20 protein-coding genes are annotated in these 21,389 nt (G+C 48.8%); 6 read left to right on the top strand and 14 right to left on the bottom strand.

Annotated elements, in window-relative coordinates; all coding sequences use genetic code 11:
- Positions 1–330: 330 nt before the first annotated feature.
- Positions 331–705 carry an Mth938-like domain-containing protein gene (locus ACTHSA_RS07680; RefSeq protein WP_440378853.1) on the bottom strand — a complete coding sequence of 125 codons (375 nt, stop codon included), beginning with the start codon at positions 703–705 and terminating at the stop codon, positions 331–333.
- Positions 706–911: 206 nt separating this feature from the next.
- Between ACTHSA_RS07680 and ACTHSA_RS07675 the strand changes: the two genes are divergently transcribed.
- The 3 genes from ACTHSA_RS07675 to ACTHSA_RS07665 all read left to right on the top strand — a co-directional run bounded on the left by ACTHSA_RS07675 (position 912) and on the right by ACTHSA_RS07665 (position 3,288).
- On the top strand, positions 912–2,219 hold the full coding sequence (locus ACTHSA_RS07675) for a homoserine dehydrogenase (RefSeq protein WP_049330891.1): 1,308 nt from the start codon (positions 912–914) through the stop codon (positions 2,217–2,219).
- The gene (locus ACTHSA_RS07670; RefSeq protein ID WP_004520379.1) at positions 2,212–2,646 is read left to right on the top strand and encodes a hypothetical protein; all 435 of its coding nucleotides are present in this window, start codon (positions 2,212–2,214) and stop codon (positions 2,644–2,646) included. Before ACTHSA_RS07675 ends, ACTHSA_RS07670 begins: the two co-directional genes overlap by 8 nt.
- 147 nt (positions 2,647–2,793) lie before the next feature.
- Positions 2,794–3,288 carry a hypothetical protein gene (locus ACTHSA_RS07665; protein ID WP_070609031.1) on the top strand — a complete coding sequence of 165 codons (495 nt, stop codon included), beginning with the start codon at positions 2,794–2,796 and terminating at the stop codon, positions 3,286–3,288.
- 46 nt (positions 3,289–3,334) lie between these two features.
- Here the strand turns inward: ACTHSA_RS07665 and ACTHSA_RS07660 are convergent, their stop codons facing one another.
- Positions 3,335–4,051: an S-methyl-5'-thioinosine phosphorylase gene (locus ACTHSA_RS07660; RefSeq protein WP_070609003.1), complete on the bottom strand. Its 717-nt coding sequence runs from the start codon at positions 4,049–4,051 to the stop codon at positions 3,335–3,337.
- Positions 4,052–4,117: 66 nt separating this feature from the next.
- Positions 4,118–5,188 carry an AI-2E family transporter gene (locus ACTHSA_RS07655; RefSeq protein ID WP_070609001.1) on the bottom strand — a complete coding sequence of 357 codons (1,071 nt, stop codon included), beginning with the start codon at positions 5,186–5,188 and terminating at the stop codon, positions 4,118–4,120.
- A 204-nt stretch (positions 5,189–5,392) separates the two neighbouring features.
- Between ACTHSA_RS07655 and purM the strand changes: the two genes are divergently transcribed.
- Positions 5,393–6,427 (top strand): phosphoribosylformylglycinamidine cyclo-ligase, encoded by a 1,035-nt coding sequence (gene purM, locus ACTHSA_RS07650; RefSeq protein ID WP_003686290.1) that lies wholly within the window; start codon positions 5,393–5,395, stop codon positions 6,425–6,427.
- A 75-nt stretch (positions 6,428–6,502) separates the two neighbouring features.
- On the opposite strand, the gene ACTHSA_RS07645 is transcribed toward purM, so the two are convergent.
- The 10 genes from ACTHSA_RS07645 to recO all read right to left on the bottom strand — a co-directional run bounded on the left by ACTHSA_RS07645 (position 6,503) and on the right by recO (position 18,489).
- Positions 6,503–7,714: an acetate kinase gene (locus ACTHSA_RS07645; protein WP_440378852.1), complete on the bottom strand. Its 1,212-nt coding sequence runs from the start codon at positions 7,712–7,714 to the stop codon at positions 6,503–6,505.
- A gap of 212 nt (positions 7,715–7,926) precedes the next feature.
- Positions 7,927–9,096: a 2-methylaconitate cis-trans isomerase PrpF gene (gene prpF / locus ACTHSA_RS07640; protein WP_004520374.1), complete on the bottom strand. Its 1,170-nt coding sequence runs from the start codon at positions 9,094–9,096 to the stop codon at positions 7,927–7,929.
- Between the two features lie 117 nt (positions 9,097–9,213).
- Positions 9,214–11,820: a Fe/S-dependent 2-methylisocitrate dehydratase AcnD gene (gene acnD, locus ACTHSA_RS07635; protein ID WP_049335194.1), complete on the bottom strand. Its 2,607-nt coding sequence runs from the start codon at positions 11,818–11,820 to the stop codon at positions 9,214–9,216.
- A 403-nt stretch (positions 11,821–12,223) separates the two neighbouring features.
- Positions 12,224–13,378: a bifunctional 2-methylcitrate synthase/citrate synthase gene (prpC, locus tag ACTHSA_RS07630; protein WP_049335196.1), complete on the bottom strand. Its 1,155-nt coding sequence runs from the start codon at positions 13,376–13,378 to the stop codon at positions 12,224–12,226.
- A gap of 84 nt (positions 13,379–13,462) precedes the next feature.
- Positions 13,463–14,338 carry a methylisocitrate lyase gene (gene prpB, locus ACTHSA_RS07625; protein WP_039862334.1) on the bottom strand — a complete coding sequence of 292 codons (876 nt, stop codon included), beginning with the start codon at positions 14,336–14,338 and terminating at the stop codon, positions 13,463–13,465.
- Between the two features lie 764 nt (positions 14,339–15,102).
- The gene (locus tag ACTHSA_RS07620; RefSeq protein ID WP_440367568.1) at positions 15,103–15,525 is read right to left on the bottom strand and encodes a hypothetical protein; all 423 of its coding nucleotides are present in this window, start codon (positions 15,523–15,525) and stop codon (positions 15,103–15,105) included.
- Between the two features lies 1 nt (position 15,526).
- The gene (locus ACTHSA_RS07615) at positions 15,527–16,330 is read right to left on the bottom strand and encodes an NUDIX domain-containing protein (protein WP_440378854.1); all 804 of its coding nucleotides are present in this window, start codon (positions 16,328–16,330) and stop codon (positions 15,527–15,529) included.
- Positions 16,331–16,483: 153 nt separating this feature from the next.
- Positions 16,484–16,861 carry a holo-ACP synthase gene (acpS, locus tag ACTHSA_RS07610; protein ID WP_440378851.1) on the bottom strand — a complete coding sequence of 126 codons (378 nt, stop codon included), beginning with the start codon at positions 16,859–16,861 and terminating at the stop codon, positions 16,484–16,486.
- Between the two features lie 88 nt (positions 16,862–16,949).
- Positions 16,950–17,678 (bottom strand): pyridoxine 5'-phosphate synthase, encoded by a 729-nt coding sequence (gene pdxJ, locus ACTHSA_RS07605; RefSeq protein WP_440368000.1) that lies wholly within the window; start codon positions 17,676–17,678, stop codon positions 16,950–16,952.
- Positions 17,679–17,745: 67 nt separating this feature from the next.
- Positions 17,746–18,489: a DNA repair protein RecO gene (recO, locus tag ACTHSA_RS07600; RefSeq protein WP_440367999.1), complete on the bottom strand. Its 744-nt coding sequence runs from the start codon at positions 18,487–18,489 to the stop codon at positions 17,746–17,748.
- A 139-nt stretch (positions 18,490–18,628) separates the two neighbouring features.
- On the opposite strand from recO, the gene ACTHSA_RS07595 reads away from it, so the two are divergent.
- On the top strand, positions 18,629–20,071 hold the full coding sequence (locus ACTHSA_RS07595) for a patatin-like phospholipase family protein (RefSeq protein WP_440378850.1): 1,443 nt from the start codon (positions 18,629–18,631) through the stop codon (positions 20,069–20,071).
- A gap of 112 nt (positions 20,072–20,183) precedes the next feature.
- Complete coding sequence (locus ACTHSA_RS07590; protein ID WP_004464372.1) at positions 20,184–20,918, top strand: epoxyqueuosine reductase QueH; 735 nt, start codon at positions 20,184–20,186, stop codon at positions 20,916–20,918.
- A gap of 51 nt (positions 20,919–20,969) precedes the next feature.
- On the opposite strand, the gene ACTHSA_RS07585 is transcribed toward ACTHSA_RS07590, so the two are convergent.
- Positions 20,970–21,302 (bottom strand): stress response protein, encoded by a 333-nt coding sequence (locus ACTHSA_RS07585; protein ID WP_440368488.1) that lies wholly within the window; start codon positions 21,300–21,302, stop codon positions 20,970–20,972.
- Between the last annotated feature and the right edge of the window lie 87 nt (positions 21,303–21,389).

Below are 21,389 nucleotides of genomic sequence, written 5' to 3'. Positions count from 1 at the left end.
GGCGGCCAGCAGAAATCGGGGACGGTAAAGACAACGCGGAATTTGCTGCTTTTACGGGCGATTTTATTGACGGCCATGGGGTGCTTTACTCCAGAGATTGGATAGTGATATAGAAGAATAATATCTATTGACTGAATCTTACTTTATTTATATATGAAAAGAAAAGCGTAAAAAGGTTATCTGAAAAATTTCAGGTAAGCTTTTTGTAAAAGTTATTGTACGACTAGGAGAAACAGGAGTTAACAGGCTTAAAATACTAACATTATTAATTTAACATAATATAAATTATGCGAACCTAAGCTAGCATGATGCAATAGTCTTTTCTGCAAATTATGGCCACAACCAAGCCCATGCGCTTCGTCCTTCGCCTTGCAGCAAAACTAAAGTTCGGCAAGCTGAGGCTGTGTTCATGCATTCGAGGCCGATTCCGTAGGCTGATAAGGCTGCTGCAATTTTGGGATGCAGAAATTTTTGTTTTGCTCCTGTACCTATAATAATGACTTCAGGACGGTTTTCTGCTGTTTCAATTGCTGATATAAAAATTTGTTCGTTTAATTCTTCGATGGTTGTTTGAGGAATGATGCTCACTTTGCCATCTTGCCAGCAAATGGGTTCTGAGTATGCTTGTTCACCGATTTGCAATATGCCTTGTGAGGATGAAAAAAATGATGTGGCTTCATCGATATGGTTTTCTGTGATTTTCATGGCAATTCCTGTTTTTATGGTAGAACGATTTTTCAGACGGCCTTGGGAAACTTGCAAAAAAAGGTGCAAAATCAAGCAATATCAGGTAGGATTCAACGTTTGACCTTGTGCATTGATGCTTTGCTCTGAATTTACGATTGCAAGCGATTATAACAAGCCTTGGTTTTTCGTGATTATTTTAAAGTATCGGCTCAAAAGGAGACACAATGAAGCCAGTAAATATCGGTCTTTTAGGTTTGGGTACAGTCGGTGGCGGTACAGCCACTGTATTGCAGGACAACGCTGCGGAAATCAGCCGCCGCTTGGGACGTGAAGTCCGTATTTCTGCTGTTTGTGATTTGAGCGAAGAAAAAGCCAAACAAATTTGCCCGAATGCTGCTTTTATCAAAGATCCGTTTGAGCTGGTTCAACATCAAGATGTTGATGTTGTTGTTGAATTGTTTGGAGGCACCGGTATTGCCAAAGATGCGGTATTGAAAGCGATTGAAAACGGTAAACACATTGTTACTGCCAATAAAAAACTGCTGGCTGAATACGGCAATGAAATTTTTCCTTTGGCAGAAGAAAAAAATGTCATGGTACAGTTTGAAGCTGCTGTTGCCGGCGGTATCCCTATTATCAAGGCTTTGCGTGAAGGCTTGGCTGCGAACCAAATCCGCAGTATTGCCGGTATTATTAATGGTACCAGCAACTTCATTCTTACTGAAATGCGTGAAAAAGGCAGCGCGTTTGCAGACGTCTTGAAAGAAGCTCAGGCTTTGGGCTATGCAGAAGCTGACCCTACTTTTGATATCGAAGGTCATGATGCCGGCCATAAAATTACGATTATGAGCGCATTGGCATTTGGTACGCCGATGAACTTTTCTGCCTGCTATTTGGAAGGCATCAGCAAACTCGACAGCCGCGATATCAAATACGCTGAAGAACTTGGCTATCGTATCAAGTTGTTGGGTATTACCCGTAAAACCGACAAAGGCATCGAGTTGCGCGTACACCCTACTCTGATTCCTGAAAGCCGTTTACTGGCTAACGTTAACGGCGTGATGAATGCTGTCCGTGTCAATGCCGATATGGTTGGTGAAACCTTGTATTACGGTGCAGGAGCCGGTGCATTGCCGACTGCTTCTGCCGTGGTTGCCGACATCATTGATATTGCCCGCCTAATTGAAGCGGAAACTGACCATCGTGTTCCTCACTTGGCATTCCAACCTTCACAAGTTCAAGCGCAAAATATTCTGCCTATGGATGAAATCACCAGCAGCTACTATCTGCGCGTTCAAGCAACTGACGAACCGGGCACTTTGGGTCAAATTGCCGCCCTCTTGGCCAAAGAAAATGTTTCTATCGAGGCTCTGATTCAAAAAGGTGTGATTAATCAAAGTACTGCCGAAATTGTGATTCTGACCCATACCACAGTGGAACACAACGTCAAACGTGCTATCGCAGCGATTGAAGCACTGAGTTGCGTGGATGCTCCGATCACCATGATCCGCATGGAAAGCCTGCATGACTGAGCAACAAACGGAAAGGCCGTCTGAAGAGCAACTGGCAGCTAGAAAGAAAGCCAAGGCAAAAATCCGCACCATTCGCATTTGGGCATGGATTATTTTGTCTTTGCTGGCTCTGACTGCCCTGCTCTCACAATGCGCCATGAACAAGCCGCAGATGAAACAAAATGTGGTGGAGTCTTGCGTAAAAAACATTCCTTTTGCTGAAAAATGGCAAACTGATTTGAAGGCAAAAGGTTTGGATGCGCAAAACGAGAAATTGGCTCAAGACTATTGTGTCTGTATGTGGGATCAGCCCTTAAGCAAACTCTCTGACGAACAAATCCGAAACTTCGGCAAAATCAGCCCAGAGGAGCAACTCAAGCTCTTGGGTGGCGCGGAAGCTTTTGAGGCACGCGATAAGCAATGCGTGGCTGATTTAAAGGCTGAGTAAACCAAAATATGGGTTTAAGCCAAAGGCTACAAGGCCGTCTGAACAACAGACGGCCTTTCTTATATTGAATAAATAGTAATAAGAATTGATTTCATTATATTTTAAGTTTAAGATAGCTTGGTTAATTGCTTTTCTATGGTTGTTGCCATGCGCTACCACTTTCCTATTGCCATTGATATTTATGATTTTTTGTATACCGGCCGGTTTGATTATCTGGAAATCGGACAATCAGCAGAGTCTATTTTGCAGATGTTTCCTGCGCCTGATTGCGTTCCTAAAGGCTTGTTGGTACAAAAAGGCTGGAATATTTGGCTTTATGGCGATATCGAACTGCATTTCTCCGACAATCGTTTGACACAGATTCGCGCTGATTTTCAGCCTGATGCTGCATTAAGCGGCGGCCGTTGGGTAAAGTTGAATCCATGGTTTTTTGCAAATGGCTGCCTTGATGTATACGCTGTCATTCAACGCTTGGTGCAACGCAATATCGATTTTATTAAAACGGAAACGCATACCAATTTGATTTTGCAGTTGCAAAGTGGGGTTGAATTGATTTTTGAAAAATGTCAGGGTATGAAACTTGCCTCGTTCCGCAAACAAAAAGCCTCCCTGCCCCATTGGGCGCGTGAAACGGCTTCTTAAATAAAACAATGCCATCTGAAAACATCATTTCAGACGGCATGATCAATTACAAACCATTCAATAATTGTCGGATTTTCGTCATCGCCATAGAAGTCTGTTCATTACAGCCCACAGTCCCTACTCCGCTATCAAAGCAATCAATGCTACTGACGCTGCAAAAGTGGGCATAGGCCATTTTCAACTCTCTGGCCAAAACGGCTTCGGGCATGCCGGTCATACCGAGTACATCTACGCCGTCACGTCGATAACGGGCGATTTCTGCGCGAGTTGGACGGCGCGGACCTTGCAGGCAGCCATAAACGGCAGAATCGTAAATCGGCACATTGTGTGCTTTCGTGATATTTAACAATTCTTGTCGCAATTCATCGCAATAAGGGTTGAAAAAATCGGTATGGACAACCGGACATTCTTGGCCTTCAAAAAAAGTATCTTTGCGGCCATAGGTATAGTCGATCAAATCGTCCGGCAACACCAAACTGCCGTTTTCAAAATCGGGGTTGATACCGACAACTGAAGAAATGGCAATGATGTTTTCGACGCCTAAAGAATGTAACGCCCAGATATTAGCGCGGTAGTTGATTTCATGCGGCGCGATGGTATGGCTGAAGCCGTGTCGGGCAAGGAAAACAATATCCAAGCGCCCCAACCTGCCGAACAAAATAGGGCTGCTGGTTAAGCCGTATGGAGTGCGTACAATTTTTCGTTCAGTAATTTCGAGTTCCGGCAGTTTGGTCAAACCGCTGCCGCCGATAATGGCTAACATATAGACTTCCTTTGTTATCAATGGCCGTCTGAAACTTGGATTTCAGACGGCCTTAATATTATTGATTTATTTATGTTTGTAGAAACGGCTGCCGAAATAAGCAGATGCGCCTTCACGCAATAAAACCAACGTGACGGCTGCAAGTGGCAGGCCGGCAAGCATACCGACAAAACCCATCAGCTGTCCGAAAGCCATCAACGAGAAAATCACCCAGAACGGAGACAAACCGATGCGGTCGCCGACGATTTTAGGCGTAATGAAAAAGCTTTCCAAGAATTGTCCGACACCGAATACAGCCCAAACCATCAACAACCCCTGCCATGAGCCATATTGCAAAAGCGCGGCAACTGTTGCCAGCAAAAGGCCGGTAAATGCACCCAAATACGGAATAAATACCAAAATACCGGCAATCATACCGATGGCAAAGCCGGAATCCAAACCGACCAGCATCAAGCCCAAGCCATAGACCAAGCCCATAATCATCATAACCATCAGCTGGCCACGCAGAAACTCGCCCAAAACTTCATCCATATTGCCGCTGATACGCGTGTAGGTCTCGATAAAACGGCGTGGAACCAATTTGCTGATTCCGGAAGACCAACGTTTCCAGTCCAACAAGAAGTAATACAGCAGCAAAGGCAGCAACACCAAATTGCTGACACCGCTGATGACGTTACCGCTCTGACGCATCAAGGTCGGAATCCATTCTTTGAGCGTATTGCTCAACTCATCAGTATGCGACTGCAACCATGCGATGATTGATTCTTGATCGATTTGAATATAATCCCCACTGACGCTGTTGAGCCACGGCAGCAGTTTGTTTTGAACAAAGCCTACGATTTGCGGCAGGCGTTCAGCCAGATTGTTAAACTGGTTCAACAACATAGGTACGATAATCAGCACCAACGACAGCAATATCAGCAAAGCCAGTGCCATAATAATCATGGAGGCCGGCGCGCGGCGGATACGCTTCAATTGCAGCCACTCGACCAAGGGATTCAAAACATAGGCCAAAACGGCGGCCACGATAAACGGCGTCAAAACATCGCCTAAGGCATATAAAAGCCAAATAAAGGCTGCGATAACGCAAGCCATAATAATCCACGGTTTTGCGCCGCGCGCTTTCTTTTGATACATAAAAAGGTATTTCCCAATTGATGTTTAAGGTTTTCAAAATCAATAAGCAGTATAACAGATTCGCAAAGGCCGTCTGAAAGCGCGACGGCTATTTAAGATAAAATAAAAATTGTTGACAATAATGCCAAAAAAATCAGCCTGAATCCTCTAATTTAAGATAAAATACGCTCCGACAATCTACCCATACCCGAATAAGGAAATCCAATGAGCACTTCTTTGAGCTATCGTGACGCAGGCGTGGATATCGACGCAGGCGATCAACTGGTCGAAAACATCAAACCTTTTGCCAAGCGTACTATGCGCCCTGAAGTGTTGGGTGATTTGGGCGGTTTCGGCGCTTTGGTCGAAATCGGCAAAAAATACAAAAATCCGGTATTGGTTTCCGGTACGGACGGCGTCGGCACCAAGCTGAAACTGGCATTCGACTGGGACAAACACGATACTGTCGGCATCGATTTGGTTGCAATGAGCGTCAACGACATTTTGGTCCAAGGTGCAGAACCTTTGTTTTTCTTGGACTATTTCGCTTGCGGCAAGCTGGATGTTGCCCGCGCGACTGATGTGATTAAAGGTATTGCCCAAGGTTGCGAAGAATCCGGTTGCGCTTTGATTGGCGGTGAAACTGCCGAAATGCCGGGCATGTATCCCGAAGGCGAATACGACTTGGCCGGTTTTGCCGTCGGTGTGGTTGAAAAAGAACGCGTTATTAACGGCCGCAGCATTCAGGCCGGAGACGTTGTTTTGGGCTTGGCTTCCAACGGCGCACACTCCAACGGCTACTCTTTGGTACGCAAAATCATCGAGCGCGACAATCCTGATTTGGACGCGGAATTCGACAACGGTAAAACTTTGCGCGAAGCCATTATCGCCCCTACCCGCCTGTATGTGAAACCTATCCTTGCCGCTTTGGAAAAATTCACCATTAAAGGCATGGCCCATATTACCGGCGGTGGCATTACCGAAAACGTACCTCGCGTTTTACCTGAAAATACCGTCGCACAAATCGATGCCAAAGCGTGGGAATTGCCTAAACTGTTCCAATGGCTGCAAAAAGCAGGTAATGTGGAAACCCAAGAAATGTACCGTACCTTCAACTGCGGTATTGGTATGGTCGTTATCATTGCTAAAGAAGATGCCGATGCGGTACAAGCATTCTTGAGCGAACAAGGCGAAACCGTTTACCGTTTGGGCGCAGTTCGTGAGCGCAACGGTGACGAGCATCAAACCCAAGTGGCTTGATTGAGTTGAAATTAAAAAAAGTGCGGATGATGAATCCGCACTTTTTATTGTTTATGGTCTAGGAAAATCTTCGCCCTAGCCTGCTTCTTCCATAAAGCCGGCCAATTGAGCCGTATCGTGGGCAATCATCAGCTCTTCATTGGTTGGAACGACCAACACAGCCGGCGAAGAATCAGTCGGGCTGATAATGCCTGAATTGCCGTAGCGTTTTTCCATATTGGCTTTGGTGTCGATGTGCAGACCCAAGAAATCAAGATAGGAAACGGTTTTGGCACGGATGTTACGCGAGTTTTCGCCAATACCGCCGGTAAACACGAGTGCGTCAACGCCGCCACAAGCCACAGCCATCGAAGCAATGTATTTGGCAAGGCGGTAAGTCATGACTTCCAGGGCCAAACGCGCACCTTCGTGACCTTCGTCCGCCGCGATTTCCAAAGAACGACAGTCGTTGGAGAGTTCGGAAATACCGAGCAAACCTGATTTTTTGTTCAGCATTTCATCAACTTGGGCAACATCCAAACCGGTTTGTGAAGTCAGATAGCTGTATACGCCCGGATCGATGTCGCCGCAACGGGTACCCATCACCAAGCCTTCAATCGGCGTGAAGCCCATACTGGTGTCAACGGATTTGCCGTTTTTAATGGCGGTAATGGATGCGCCGTTGCCTAAGTGGGCAATAATCATGCGGATGTCTTCCAACGGTTTGCCCAAGATGCGTGCGGCTTCAGGGGCAACGTAACGCATACTGGTACCGTGGAAACCGTAGCGGCGGAAAGCGTATTTTTTACGCAATTCGCGCGGAACGGCATAAGTATAGGCGCGCTCCGGCATGGTTTGGTGGAACGAAGTATCCATCACGCCGACATTGGGCAGGCCCGGGAAATGCTCTTGCGCAGCCAAAATGCCGTTGATATTGGCAGGATTGTGCAGCGGAGCGAGCGGAATGCAGGCATCAAGTTCGTCCATTACTGCTTGGTCGATCAAAACAGATTCGCTGTATTTTTCGCCGCCGTGTGCGATGCGGTGGCCGATGGCTTTGATGCGGTCGTGCAGGCCGTGTTTTTCAAGCTCTTTCAACAGCATACCTACGGCACCGGCATGATCGTTACGGCCGGTCAAGGCTGTTTGGCATTTTTTGCCGTCTTTGCTGAACGTAATGACTGCTTCGGGCGTACCCAAACGTTCGCCGAGACAGCTTAAGAGAACTTTGCCGTTTTTACGGTCGATAACGGCACCTTTGAGTGAAGAGCTGCCGCAGTTCAGAACAAGAATGAGTTGGTTGGACATGGTGTTTCTCCTTTGATTTTTGATTGTTTTTTTGGCTTCAGGCCGTCTGAAAAGAGCAAAAACATTTGAGAGCTTTTCAGATTGCCTTTGGTTTGATGTTTAGTCAGGCTTTATGCCCAACCATAATCTCCATTGCAGGTATCGCTACCTGACTAAAATCTGCTTATTTGGTTTTCAGACGGCCTTGTTTAGTGCTGCGGCCGTCTGAAAACTTAAAAGCAATCTTCCGGCACTCGGACTTGTCCTTCCATAATCACGCGTGCGCTACGGCTCATGACTGCTTTGGTGGCCGTCCATTGTCCGTCCTGACATTCGGCGGCTGCACCAACGCGCAGTGTGCCTGACGGATGGCCGAAACGGACTTCTTTACGCGCTCCGCCTCCGGCTGCAAGGTTGACCAGCGTACCGGGCACGGCGGCAGCGGTAGCGATGGCGACTGAAGCAGTACCCATCATGGCGTGGTGCAATTTGCCCATGCTCAGTGCGCGTACCAATAAATCGATGTCGGCAGCTTTGACGGTTTTGCCGCTTGAAGCGGTGTAATCGGCCGCAGGGGCGACAAAAGCGACTTTCGGAGTATGGGCGCGGGTAGCGGCTTCGGATACGTCGCTGATTAAACCCATTTTCAGCGCACCATACGCGCGGATGGTTTCAAATTTTTCCAGAGCCGCGGCATCGTTGTTGATATCGTCTTGCAACTCTTTGCCTGTATAGCCCAAATCTGCGGCATTCAGGAAAATGGTTGGAATGCCGGCATTGATAAGCGTGGCTTTCAGACGGCCTATATTCGGCACATCAATTTCATCGACCAAATTGCCGGTTGGGAACATACTGCCTTCGCCGTCGGCCGGATCAAGAAATTCGATTTGTACTTCGGCTGCCGGAAACGTTACGCCGTCAAGCTCAAAATTGCCTGTTTCCAAAACTGCGCCGTTTTGCATCGGTACATGGGCAATAATGGTTTTGCCGATGTTTTTCTGCCAAATTTTGACGGTACACAGGCCGTCTGAAGGGATTTTGTCTTTATCGACCAAGCCTTGCTCGATGGCAAATGCGCCCACGGCGGCAGTCAGATTGCCGCAGTTGCCGCTCCAATCGACAAAAGGTTTGTCGATGGAAACTTGTCCGAACAAGTAATCAACATCGTGATCGGCGCGTTCGGATTTGTCCAAAATTACGGCTTTGCTGGTGGACGAACTGGCATTGCCTAAACCGTCAATCTGTTTGCCGTAAGGGTCGGGGCTGCCGAGTACGCGCAAGAGGATTTTGTCGCGTGCCTCGCCTGCTTCCTGCGCAGCTGCCGGCAGATCGGTGCGTTTGAAGAAAATGCCTTTAGATGTACCGCCGCGGTAGTAAACGGCTGGAATTTTAATTTGCGGCATTTCGAGTTCTCCTTTGTATTTCTAGTATGGTTTTTTCAGACGGCCTCTCAAACATTCGAGGCCGTCTGAAAACCTTTTTGAGCGTAGCCCGGACATTTTGATCATGCCCGATTTACCTTACGCTGCATTTCCTTCTAAAAAGTCTTGTGCGAAACGTTGCAACACACCACCGGCTTCATATACCAATACTTCTTCTGCAGTATCGAGGCGGCAGGTAACCGGAACTTTGACAGTTTCGCCGTTTTTACGGTGAATCACGAGAGTCAGGTCGCAGCGCGGTGTGCGTTCGCCGACCACGTCGTAGGTTTCCGTACCGTCCAGTTTCAGGGTGTGGCGGTTAGTACCCGGTTTGAATTGCAGCGGCAACACGCCCATACCGATCAAGTTGGTGCGGTGGATACGCTCGAAGCCTTCGGCAACAATCGCTTCCACGCCGGCGAGGCGTACGCCTTTTGCAGCCCAGTCGCGGCTTGAGCCTTGACCGTAGTCCGCACCGGCAATGATGATGAGCGGCTGTTTGCGGTTCATATAGGTTTCGATGGCTTCCCACATGCGCATGGTTTTACCTTCGGGTTCAACGCGTGCCAGCGAACCTTGGCGTACGCTGCCGTCTTCGTTTCTCACCATTTCGTTAAACAGTTTCGGATTGGCGAAGGTTGCGCGTTGGGCGGTCAAGTGGTCGCCGCGGTGGGTTGCATAAGAGTTGAAGTCTTCTTCAGGCAAACCCATTTTCGCCAAATATTCGCCTGCGGCACTGCTGGCCAAAATCGCATTGGACGGCGAGAGGTGGTCGGTGGTGATGTTGTCGGGCAAAATCGCCAGCGGACGCATGCCTCTCAATGTGCGCTCCCCTGCCAGTGCGCCTTCCCAGTAAGGTGGGCGGCGGATATAGGTGGACATTGGACGCCAGTCGTACAGCGGGCTTGGTGCTTTTTGCGCTGTGCCGGTATCGAACATCGGAATATAAACGTCGCGGAATTGTTGCGGTTTCACATATTCGGCAACGATGGCATCGATTTCTTCATCGGTCGGCCAGATATCTTTCAGGCGGATTTCTTTGCCGTCTGCAACGCCTAGTACGTCGTTTTCAATATCGAAACGGATGCTGCCTGCCAGCGCGTAGGCAACGACCAACGGAGGCGAAGCGAGGAAAGCCTGTTTCGCATACGGATGGATACGGCCGTCAAAGTTGCGGTTGCCTGACAATACAGCGGTGGCGTACAAATCGCGGTCGATGATTTCTTTCTGGATTTTCGGATCCAGCGCGCCGCTCATGCCGTTACAGGTGGTACATGCGAAGGCAACGATACCGAAGCCGAGTTTTTCCATTTCAGGCAGCAGGCCTGCTTCTTTCAAATAGATTTCGGCTACTTTTGAACCCGGGGCAAACGAAGATTTCACCCAAGGTTTGCGTTTCAAGCCGAGGCGGTTGGCATTGCGTGCCAACAGCGCGGCGGCGACAACGTTGCGCGGATTGGAAGTATTGGTACATGAAGTAATCGCGGCAATAATCACTGCACCGTCAGGCATTTGGCCGTCTGAAGGCTCTTCGTAAGGTTTAGCCAAGCCTTTGCTGGCCAAATCGGCGGTCGCAAAACGGGCATGCGGATTACTTGGGCCTGCCATATTGCGCGTTACGCTGCTCAAATCAAATTTCAATACGCGAGGATAAACGGCGTTTTTCAAGGCATCTGCCCACAAGCCTGCGGTTTTGGCGTAGGTTTCCACCAATTTCACTTGCGCATCGTCGCGACCGGTCAGTTTCAAATAATCAATGGTTTGCTCATCAATAGCGAACATCGCAGCAGTCGCGCCGAACTCAGGGGTCATATTGGAAATGGTGGCACGGTCGCCGATGGACAGGCTTCTTGCGCCCTCGCCAAAGAATTCGACAAATGCACCAACCACGCGCTCTTTACGCAAGAATTCGGTCAGTGCCAACACGATGTCGGTGGCAGTAATGCCCGGCTGGCGTTTGCCGGTCAGCTCAACGCCGACAATATCAGGCAGACGCATCATGGAGGCACGGCCCAACATTACGGTTTCGGCTTCCAAACCACCCACACCTACGGAAATCACGCCCAATGAATCGACGTGCGGCGTATGTGAGTCAGTACCGACGCAGGTGTCAGGGAATGCTACGCCGTTTTTGACTTGGACAACCGGCGACATTTTTTCCAAATTGATTTGGTGCATAATGCCGTTGCCCGCAGGAATCACGTCCACATTTTCAAATGCGGTTTTTGTCCAGTTGATGAAGTGGAAACGGTCTTCGTTACGTCTGTCTTCGATTTCGCGGTTTTTGCGGAAGGCATCAGGATCGTAACCGCCGCATTCAACGGCCAAAGAGTGGTCGACGATGAGCTGGGTTTGCACCACCGGATTCACTTTGGAAGGATCGCCGCCTTTTTCGGCAATTGCATCACGCAGGCCCGCCAAATCCACCAACGCTGTCTGACCCAGAATATCGTGACACACCACGCGCGCCGGATACCAAGGAAAGTCGATTTCCTGTTTTCCCTCAATCAGCTGGCCCAGCCAGCTTTGCAGCGTAGGCAGGTCGACTTTGTCTGCGCGGTTGACCAAGTTCTCAGCCAAGATACGGCTTGTATAAGGCAGCTTGTCGTAAGAGCCTGGTTTGATGTCTTCACACGCCTGACGCGCGTCGTAATATTCCAAATCCGTACCGGGTAAAGCTTTGCGGTAGCGTTGGTTGGCAGTCATGTCGGTTCTCCTAAATCTATTCTTTTTTTGGTTTTGGGGTTTCAGACGGACTGTTGATTCGGACCTTAAGGCCGTCTGAAACCATAAATTCTGTTTTATTGCTTGTTGTCTGAAATCTATTCGCGGTATGAAAAAAAATTGCTGCTCCGCTACCATCATTCCCGTATAGACGGAAATCCAAACTTAAATCTTTCAGCACTCTTTACAGCAGAACATTTCAACTTTTGAATTTCTGCCTGTATGGGAATGACGACAGCAGAGCAGCATGTTTTCCAAACGGCCGGCTCTCTCTCTCTCGCATACTGCACTAGGCCGTCGAAAAACGAAAACTTAATTTATTCATTGTTTTCAAACGGCATTTCGAGATGGGGCAGGCTGGCGGCCCACCCTGCTGTTACGCGTATTAGCGGTTTTCAATCTCCACGAATGCCAAATCTTCAGGGCCTGTGTAGTTTGCGCTCGGACGGATGATTTTGCCGTCTTTGCGTTGCTCGAGAACGTGTGCGCTCCAACCGGTTGTACGGGAAATTACGAACAGCGGTGTGAACATAGCAGTCGGTACGCCCAATTTTTGGTAGGAAACGGCGGAGAACCAGTCCAGATTCGGGAACATTTTTTTCTCTTCCCACATCACGCTCTCCAAGCGTTCGGCAATATCAAAGAGGCGCATATCGCCGGTTTCTTTGCTCAAACCGCGTGCCACTTCTTTAATGACAACATTGCGAGGGTCGGAAATGGTGTACACCGGATGACCGAAACCGATCACGATTTCTTTGCGGCCGATACGTTCGCGGATGTCGGCTTCGGCTTCGTCGGCATTGCGGTAGCGTTTTTGAATATCGTAAGCTACTTCGTTCGCGCCGCCGTGTTTCGGGCCTTTCAACGCGCCGATTGCACCGGTAATGCAGGAGTACATATCAGAGCCTGTACCGGCAATCACGCGGGCGGTGAAGGTAGAAGCGTTGAACTCGTGTTCGGCATACAGAATCAGTGAAACGTGCATGGCTTTGATGTGTGATTCGCTTGGGCGTTTGCCGTGCAACAGGTGCAGGAAATGACCGCCAATGGTCTCTTCGTCGCTTTCAACTTCAATGCGTTTGCCGTTGTGCGAATATTGATACCAGTACAAGAGGATGCTGCCGAGGCTGGCGATCAGTTTGTCGGCGATGTCGCGCGCTTCACTTTCCGGATGGCTTTCACGTTCAGGATGAACGCAACCCAGCATGGATACACCGGTACGCATCACGTCCATCGGATGGGTATGTGCAGGCAGGCTTTCCAAAACTTTGATCACACGGATAGGCAGGCCGCGCATAGATTTGAGTTTGGTTTTATAAGCAGCCAGCTCGAATTTATTGGGCAGATGGCCGTGAATCAGCAGGTGAGCGACTTCTTCAAACTCGCATTTTTGTGCCAAATCCAGAATGTCGTAACCGCGATAGCTCAAATCGTTGCCGGTACGGCCAACGGTACACAATTCGGTATTACCGGCCGCAACGCCAGAAAGCGCAACGGATTTTTTAGGTTTGAAAGTCGGGGTTTGAGTAGTTGCAGTCATGGTATTTCTCCTTTGTATTTTTATGGGTTTTATTTTTCAGACGGCCGATGCGGATTTGTTGAAAGGCCGTCTGAAAGCGGTTACTTATTTTTGAAACAATTTATCCAGTTTTTGCTCGAAGGCATGATAGTTCAGATGCTCGTACAGCTCGGCACGGGTTTGCATACTGTCAACCACCGCCGCCTGAGTGCCATCGCGCATAATCGCTTCATAAACATTCAGAGCGGCTTTGCTTGCTGCGCGGAACGATGACAGCGGATACAGTACCAGCGACACGCCGTTTTCAGCCAGTTCGCTTTGGGTATAAAGCGGAGTGGAACCAAACTCGGTAATGTTGGCCAATACAGGTACTTTTACTGCATCTGCAAATTGGCGGTACATTTTCAAATCGGTCATGGCTTCAGGGAAAATCATGTCTGCACCGGCTTCGACACAAGCCTGAGCACGTTCGATAGCGGCATCCAAACCTTCTACCGCCAGCGCATCGGTACGCGCCATAATTACAAAGTTCTCATCAACGCGCGCATCTACGGCAGCTTTGATACGGTCGACCATTTCATCTTTAGAAACAATGGCTTTGTTCGGACGGTGGCCGCAGCGTTTTTGCGCTACCTGATCTTCGATGTGAACCGCTGCAACGCCGGCGCGTTCAAAGTTGCGAATCGTACGCGCGATATTGAATGCCCCGCCCCAACCCACATCAATGTCCACCAGCAAAGGCGTATCCACGTTGTCCGTAATCCGCCGCGCATCGATCAGCACATCTTCCATTGTGGTGATGCCCAAATCAGGGATACCGCAAGAGCAGGCTGCCACGCCGCCGCCGGACAGATAAATCGCCTTGAAACCGCTTTGGGTGGCTAATCGCGCAAAATAAGCATTGACGCAACCGACGACGGCAAGAGGATTCGATTCTTTTACGGCTTGACGGAAACGCGCTCCGGCAGAGTGTTGGCTCATCATATTTCTCCTTTATAGACTTTTGTCAGTATCAATCGGCCGGTTCGGTTTTCTCTAAACCAGAAACGAACCGTTTAAAAAGAAACAATCGTTTCAAAAACTGTTTTCAGACGGCCTGTAAAATTTCCATTATCAACCATCTAAAAATTTAAAATTAATAAAAACAAATAGTTATCAAAACTATTGAATACAATAAGGCTGAAGCGGAGGTATTTGTTTTTTAAATATTATTAATCAGTATATGAATGCAACAGGGGAAAGAAGTTTTAAAACCCGAAGTGTTTGTGGGAATGCGGAAACTGGATTCGGGTTGAGAGCCTTCAGACCGTCGGGACTACCAATAAGCTGGCGGCGACGGGAGCGGCAGAGATGGGAGAAAATCTATAACAAGAGAGAGTGGTTTGATACAGATTCATGATGATGTTCCTTTGTAGTGCGATGTAGTTTTTATTTATGGAAACAAATTTAAAAAATAAAACCGGTCTTGTCAAACACTTTTTTCAAAAAAAATTATAAAAAATTCAGTTATTAATAAACGATTTTTTTGCAAAAAATGTAAAAAACGGACAGGCTTTACCACATCAAACCCTGATGTAGCCTGGCTTCTGTCCGTTTTGTATTTTTGGTTTATAGTCAGAATGATTGTAAACAATCCACCAAAAAATAATTTATAATTGATTCATTTATAAGGAATTTTTAAATACGCCATCTAAAAAATTAGATTTTTTTAGCCTATGGCCGTTCAGACGGCCTCTATCGGATGGCTACTTCGCGCTAAATGCCGTCTGAAAAGTCTGTTTGCCAATAGTAATGTCGGCAGTGTAATCATGGCGGCCTTCGACGCAAAACGGCAAACGGATTTGCAAAGCCTGCCAGCTTTGCGGCGATTGTTGCGCCAGATTATAGCGGTTGAAGCCCATGTCCATGTTTTTCATACTGAAACTGATACTGACCGCCCCTGTATTTTGCGGAACATTCTCTATCACGATATCAAACGGCTCGCGCGTATTGATGGATGTCGCACGTACTTTTGAACCGTCAGGCAGGACGCAGCTTTGTGTTAAATTACATTCGACTACTTTTGTTTTTGATTGCTGTTGCTGCCACCAATCCAAGAGCAGCAGCTTGGCCGCCGCGAACACAATCAGTAAAACAGCGGCAATCAAAAGCTTTTGATTTCTACTCATTTCAGACGGCCTCAATGTCATTATCGGTCAAAACAGCATGCACACCCATGCTCTGCCACTGTTCGCGATAAATGGAAACCATACTTTCCGGAGCAGCCGCAATCAACGGCATAGCCACGCCTTGCGCCAAAATATCGACAACTTGCTTGGCTGCCGCTTCATTCGCTACTTTCCATACGACAGCATCGGCATTTTGCACTTGCAACCATTGTTCGACATTTTCAATGATTGGCCACACGCTGGGCGCTTCTATCGGCTTGCCTTGTTGCCAATCGGCAAAATCCAGCAATACGGCTGATGCGGTTTGATGCTGAGCCGACAGATATGGCACAACATGATATTCGCCCATGCTGTTTTGACCGTTTAATCCACTTTTCAGACGGCCTTGAAGCTGGCGCGGAATAGATAGGGAGCGTAATAATGCGCTATTGGCAGGCAACATCGGCGCAACGGTAAAATCCCCTGCCTTTTGCCATGCCCATTTCTGTCCTTCCCTCGATTGGATTTCGCCCGTCCATTGGTCGGTTTCCACCCATAAAAAATGCAGGCGTACATGTGCGTGTTCGTAGGAATGGACTTTGGTCAGCCACGGCGTAGCGACAAGGATACAGATGCCGAGCTCTTCTTTAAACTCGCGTTGCAAGGCTTGAAAATCGCTTTCGCCGGCTTCCACCTTGCCGCCGGCAAATTCCCAATAGCCGGCATACGGTTTACCCTCGGGGCGGGAACTGAGCAGGTAGCGGCCGTTTTGGTCGAGCAAAATTCCGGCAACCACTTGCACCAATGGACGTGTGTCTTCAGTCATCATGAGATTATTCTTATATGCGGCAGGCGGCGACACCTGCCGATTTATGCGTAAAAAAACAATATCGGGCCTATACGCCCGACCTTCAACAAATACCTAACCCTTCAGGCTGTCTGAAAAGGATGCTCTATTTCAGAATACTAAAATCCGGCCTTATTTTTCCGCAACGACAAAAGCCATGACAGTATCCTCTTCATCGCTCATACTGAGATGGCAGCTTCGGATGCCCTGTTCTTCCAGCCATTTGGTTAAAGCCGGTGCAAAAAACAATTCAGGCTTGCCCAATGCGTCATGTCCGACACCGATATTGCGGAAAGACACCACGCCGCGTATGCCCGTACCGACGGCTTTGGCAAAAGCCTCTTTGGCGGCAAAGCGTTTGGCAAGATAGTTGACCGGTTTGCCTGCCTGCGGAAATTCCAACAGCTCTTCCGGGCTGAGAATGCGTTGCGCAAATGCCAGTCCGAATTTTTTGTTCAGGCGGATAATGCGTTTGAGGGAAACAATGTCTGTACCGATTCCGTAAATCATGGGTCTGCTCCTTGTTTAAATAGTCAGGCCGTCTGAAAATGCGGCTACCGGCCCAAGCAAATTGCCTTAGCCGGTATGGCTGATGCCCTTAAGGCAGCATTCTGGCCCTGAACATGACTTCCTTCATTTGGCGGACCGCTTCAGGCAGGCCGAGGAAGAGTGCTTGGGAAATCAGCGAATGGCCGATATTCAATTCGCGGATGGCGAGAATTTGGGCAATCGGCGTTACGTTGTGAATGGTCAGGCCGTGTCCGGCGTTGACGACCAAACCCAAATCGCTGGCGTAATGCGCGCCGTTTTGAATGCGCTCGAATTGTTTCATTTGCTCGGCGTGGCTGTGCGCATCGGCATATGCACCGGTGTGCAACTCGATAACGGGCACGCCGACATCATAAGCGGCTTGGATTTGCGCGTTGTCGGCATCGATAAACAAGGACACGCGGATGCCTGCGTCAGTCAGGATTTTAGTGAACTCAGCCACTTTATCCTGTTGCGCCAATACGTCCAAACCGCCTTCGGTGGTTACTTCTTGACGTTTTTCAGGCACGAGGCACACATCTTCCGGCATGACGTTAAGCGCGTTTTCCAGCATTTCTTCCGTCAACGCCATTTCCAAATTCAGGCGCGTGCGGATGGCGTTTTTAACGGCGAACACGTCCGCATCTTTAATATGGCGGCGGTCTTCACGCAAGTGCATGGTAATCAAATCTGCACCGTGGGTTTCCGCAATCAGCGCCGCTTCGACAGGGCTGGGATAAATCGTACCGCGCGCATTGCGGACGGTGGCAATATGGTCGATGTTTACGCCTAACAACATAATAAAGTCCTTTCTTTAAGGTTTCAGACGGCCTGAACCTTCTCATATCAAAGGCCGTCTAAAAAATTCAACTGCCCAAGCCAAACTGCTGCAACTGCTGCAAAACCTGCCGAGACTTGATGCCCTCGGGCAGAAGATTGTCAATCAAAAGCCGCGTCACTTTCAAAGCCTGCCCCAGACTTTCCTGATGAACAAAACTGCCTTCCCTCAAATCGATTAACGTCGCGCCCAATACGGCAACGCCCTTATTGAGCGCATGGAAACGGTCGGCCTCGGCCAGGGGAACCACAGCCTCTTCAGGTGTGAGCCAATAAGTTTCTTCGCCGTTGATTTCATTGCCGTTGCCGTCATGGAACAAATCGGGGGCAAAGCCCAAGCGTGTCAGCAGCGTCCATTCAAAACGGCGCAAAGCGGCAATATGGTTGGCCTCGCAACAGATGGTTTTCATGGTTTCCGCCAAAACATCATAAAGCTCGGGCAACGGGTCTTCGCGGACGGTCAACTTCAGCATCAGCTCGTTCACATACAATCCGCTGAACAAAGCCCTACCCTGCGGCTGCGGCCAACCGCCTATCCATTCGGCGCGATGCAGAGTCTTCAACTCTTGCGAACCATACCAAGACGCGCTCACCGGCACAAACGGCACCAACACGCCACGCAACTCGCTTTGCCGTTTGCGTGCGCTTCTGGCCAACAAAGCCACACGTCCATAACGGCGGCTGAAGGCCTCCACCCACAAGCTGCTCTCGCGCCAAGGGCCGGAAGCAAGCAGAAAGACAGGTTCGTGGTTGATGCGGTTCGGTTGCGCCATAAGGGTTTGGAAAGATAAAGATTGTGTCGATTATAACGGAAAATCGACATAAAAGGCCGTCTGAAAGGCCTGCTTCTGTGAACAACGCCTGAAAACCTTTATAATCCGTTTTCAATAATTTTCCGATTTTGTTGACTTTATGCCGAAATTCCAGCTCAAATCCACGCTTTCCATACTTTCTCTCGCCCTGTTATCCGCCTGCTCCTTGGTGAAATACCAACCCGTTGCCGGTATTGATGCAGTCGATTTGAAGCAAGGCTACCGCTTTGAAACCAGCAAACTCCAGCGGGAAGACGATGACGATACCTTAATTGTCGTCATGTTTTCAGGCGGAGGAACACGTGCGGCGGCGTTGGGTTACGGCGTTTTAGAACAGCTCAACCAGCAGCAGGTAACCATCGGCGGCAAAAGAAAATCCTTGCTGTCCAACGTCGATGTCGTTGTTGGCGTATTTGGCGGCTCGGTTTTGGCGGCTTATTTTGCACTCAAGGGCAAAGAAACCATTCCCTTGTTTTATAAACGTTTCCTACACCAAAACTTCCAACGCCAAGTCGTCAAACAGGCATTCTCCATGTCCAATCTGCCCCGACTGGCCTCGCCTGAATACGGACGCGGCGATCTGTTGCAGGAGCAGTTTGAAAACTACCTTTTCGGCAAAACCACTTTCCGCGATTTGGAAAAAAATGCCAAGGGCCCGTTTGCCATCATTTCCGCCACCGATATGGGCATAGGCGAGCGTTTCAATTTCACGCAGGAATATTTCGACCCGATGTGTATCGACTTGGGCGACTTGCGACTTGCCCGCGCCGTTGCAGCTTCAAGCTCCGTGCCTATGGTATTTGCACCGATTACCCTAAACAACAACGGCGGACGCTGCAGCTACACGCCGCCGATCAAAATCGAAGATGCAGACGACAGCGAAACAGGCAGACAACAAAGCCGCACCATAAAAGAATTTTACGAGCGCTTCCAAAAATACGCAGACGGGAAAAACCGACCCTACATCCACCTGATAGACGGCGGCCTGACCGACAATCTGGGTATGCGCAGCCTTTTGGATATGACGGAAATGTACCCGGAAAAAATCCTGACAAACAAAATCCTGCAAAACAACATCCGCCATATCGTCGTCATCAACGTCAATGCGCAAAACCAAGTCAGCAGCAATTTGGACAAAACCGCGGCCGTTCCCGGTTTCCGCGACGTCGTCTCCTCCATCGTCAATATCCCCATCGACCAAAACTCGCAAGAATCCCTGCGCCGTTTCCGTGCCTTCGTCGATCAGTGGAATAAAGACAAACAAACCGACGGCATCAGCTTCTCCTTCGTCAGCCTCAACCTCAAAGACCTCCCTCCTTCCGAGTTGAGGGAAAAAGTATTGAACATTCCGACCAGTTTTTATCTGCCACCGGAAGATGTGGACAACCTGCGTACCGCCGCAGCCGAACTGATGAAGCAGTCGCTGGACTATCGCAACCTGCTGGCAGAATTTGCGGCACACCCCAATCCAGACACCATCTTCGCAGCCCCGCCTCCGGATGCGCAAGAGTTCAAGCCATTGAACGAAAAGAAAAAGCAGTAGCAAACTGTTCCATAAAGTACAGCTCTGTTAAAATATCTGCTTCATCTTATATTTCAGACGGCCTCGATACCCAAGGCCGTCTGAAACACTTAACAATAAATAGAATCCAACCATGACCGAATTAAACACTCCCATCGTTACCGATATTGACCGCCCCATCCTCGTTCCACCGGGCGGCCATAAAAAAGTCCTGCTGCATTCCTGCTGCGCCCCATGTTCCGGCGAAGTGATGGAAGCCATGCTTGCCAGCGGCATCGACTACACCATTTATTTTTACAACCCCAATATCCATCCGCACAAAGAATATATGTTGCGCAAAGAAGAAAACATGCGCTTTGCGGACAAATTCGGCATCCCTTTTGTCGATAAAGACGACGACTACGAAAACGACCGCAAAGAATGGTTTGCCAAAGCCAAAGGCATGGAATTTGAACCCGAACGCGGTATCCGCTGCACCATGTGTTTCGATATGCGTTTTGAAAAAGCGGCGCAATACGCCCATGAAAACGGCTTCCATGTTTTCACCAGCTCACTGGGCATTTCACGCTGGAAAGACATGAAACAGATCAACGGCTGCGGCCATCGCGCCGCCGAGCCGTATGATGACTTGGTTTATTGGGATTTTAACTGGCGCAAAGGCGGCGGCAGCGCACGCATGATTGAAATCAGCAAGCGTGAGCATTTCTACCAACAAGAATATTGCGGTTGCGCCTACTCCCTGCGTGACTCCAATGCCCACCGCAAATCGCAAGGCCGCATCCCCATCAAGCTGGGCGTATTGTATTACGGTGATGAATCCACACAATACGAGCCTCAAGCCGAAAACAAAATCATTGTTGAGAAATAAATATCAAAGGCCGTCTGAATGTTTCAGACGGCCTTTGTTTAAATCAGATGATTAACGGCGGCGGAATTTACCGTGATCAAAATCATCAAATGCCTGATAAGCAGCTTGGCATTGAATTTTTTGCTCGGCATAAGGCAAACCGCGGAATGCTTTTGCCGCTTTACGGTTTTCCCTCAATTCGGCCTTGTTGCCTTTGTAGCGATACCAAGCGGCACGGCGCTCAAGGTATCTCTTACAAGCAGGATGCAATTTGTTTTTCTTCGCCTGTTGGTGTTTGCTCACATGATGGCCATGCGGTTTGGCCGCCGCTTCGGCAGAATAAGTATCCAAGCTCAATACGGCAACCGCCGCCAGTGCGGAACCTAAATTTTTCAACATTAACATGATTCGCCTCCTAAATAGTTTTTCCATTATATGTTTCGCCAGGGCATCGGCAAAACGCCCATTTTTTACATGACAAAAATGTGGTTA

The sequence above is a fragment of the Neisseria sp. P0008.S002 genome, from assembly GCF_051962805.1.
GTDB lineage: Bacteria > Pseudomonadota > Gammaproteobacteria > Burkholderiales > Neisseriaceae > Neisseria > Neisseria perflava.
Note: the sequence above shows the minus strand (reverse complement) of the source record. Positions and strands in the feature narration are given on the sequence as shown.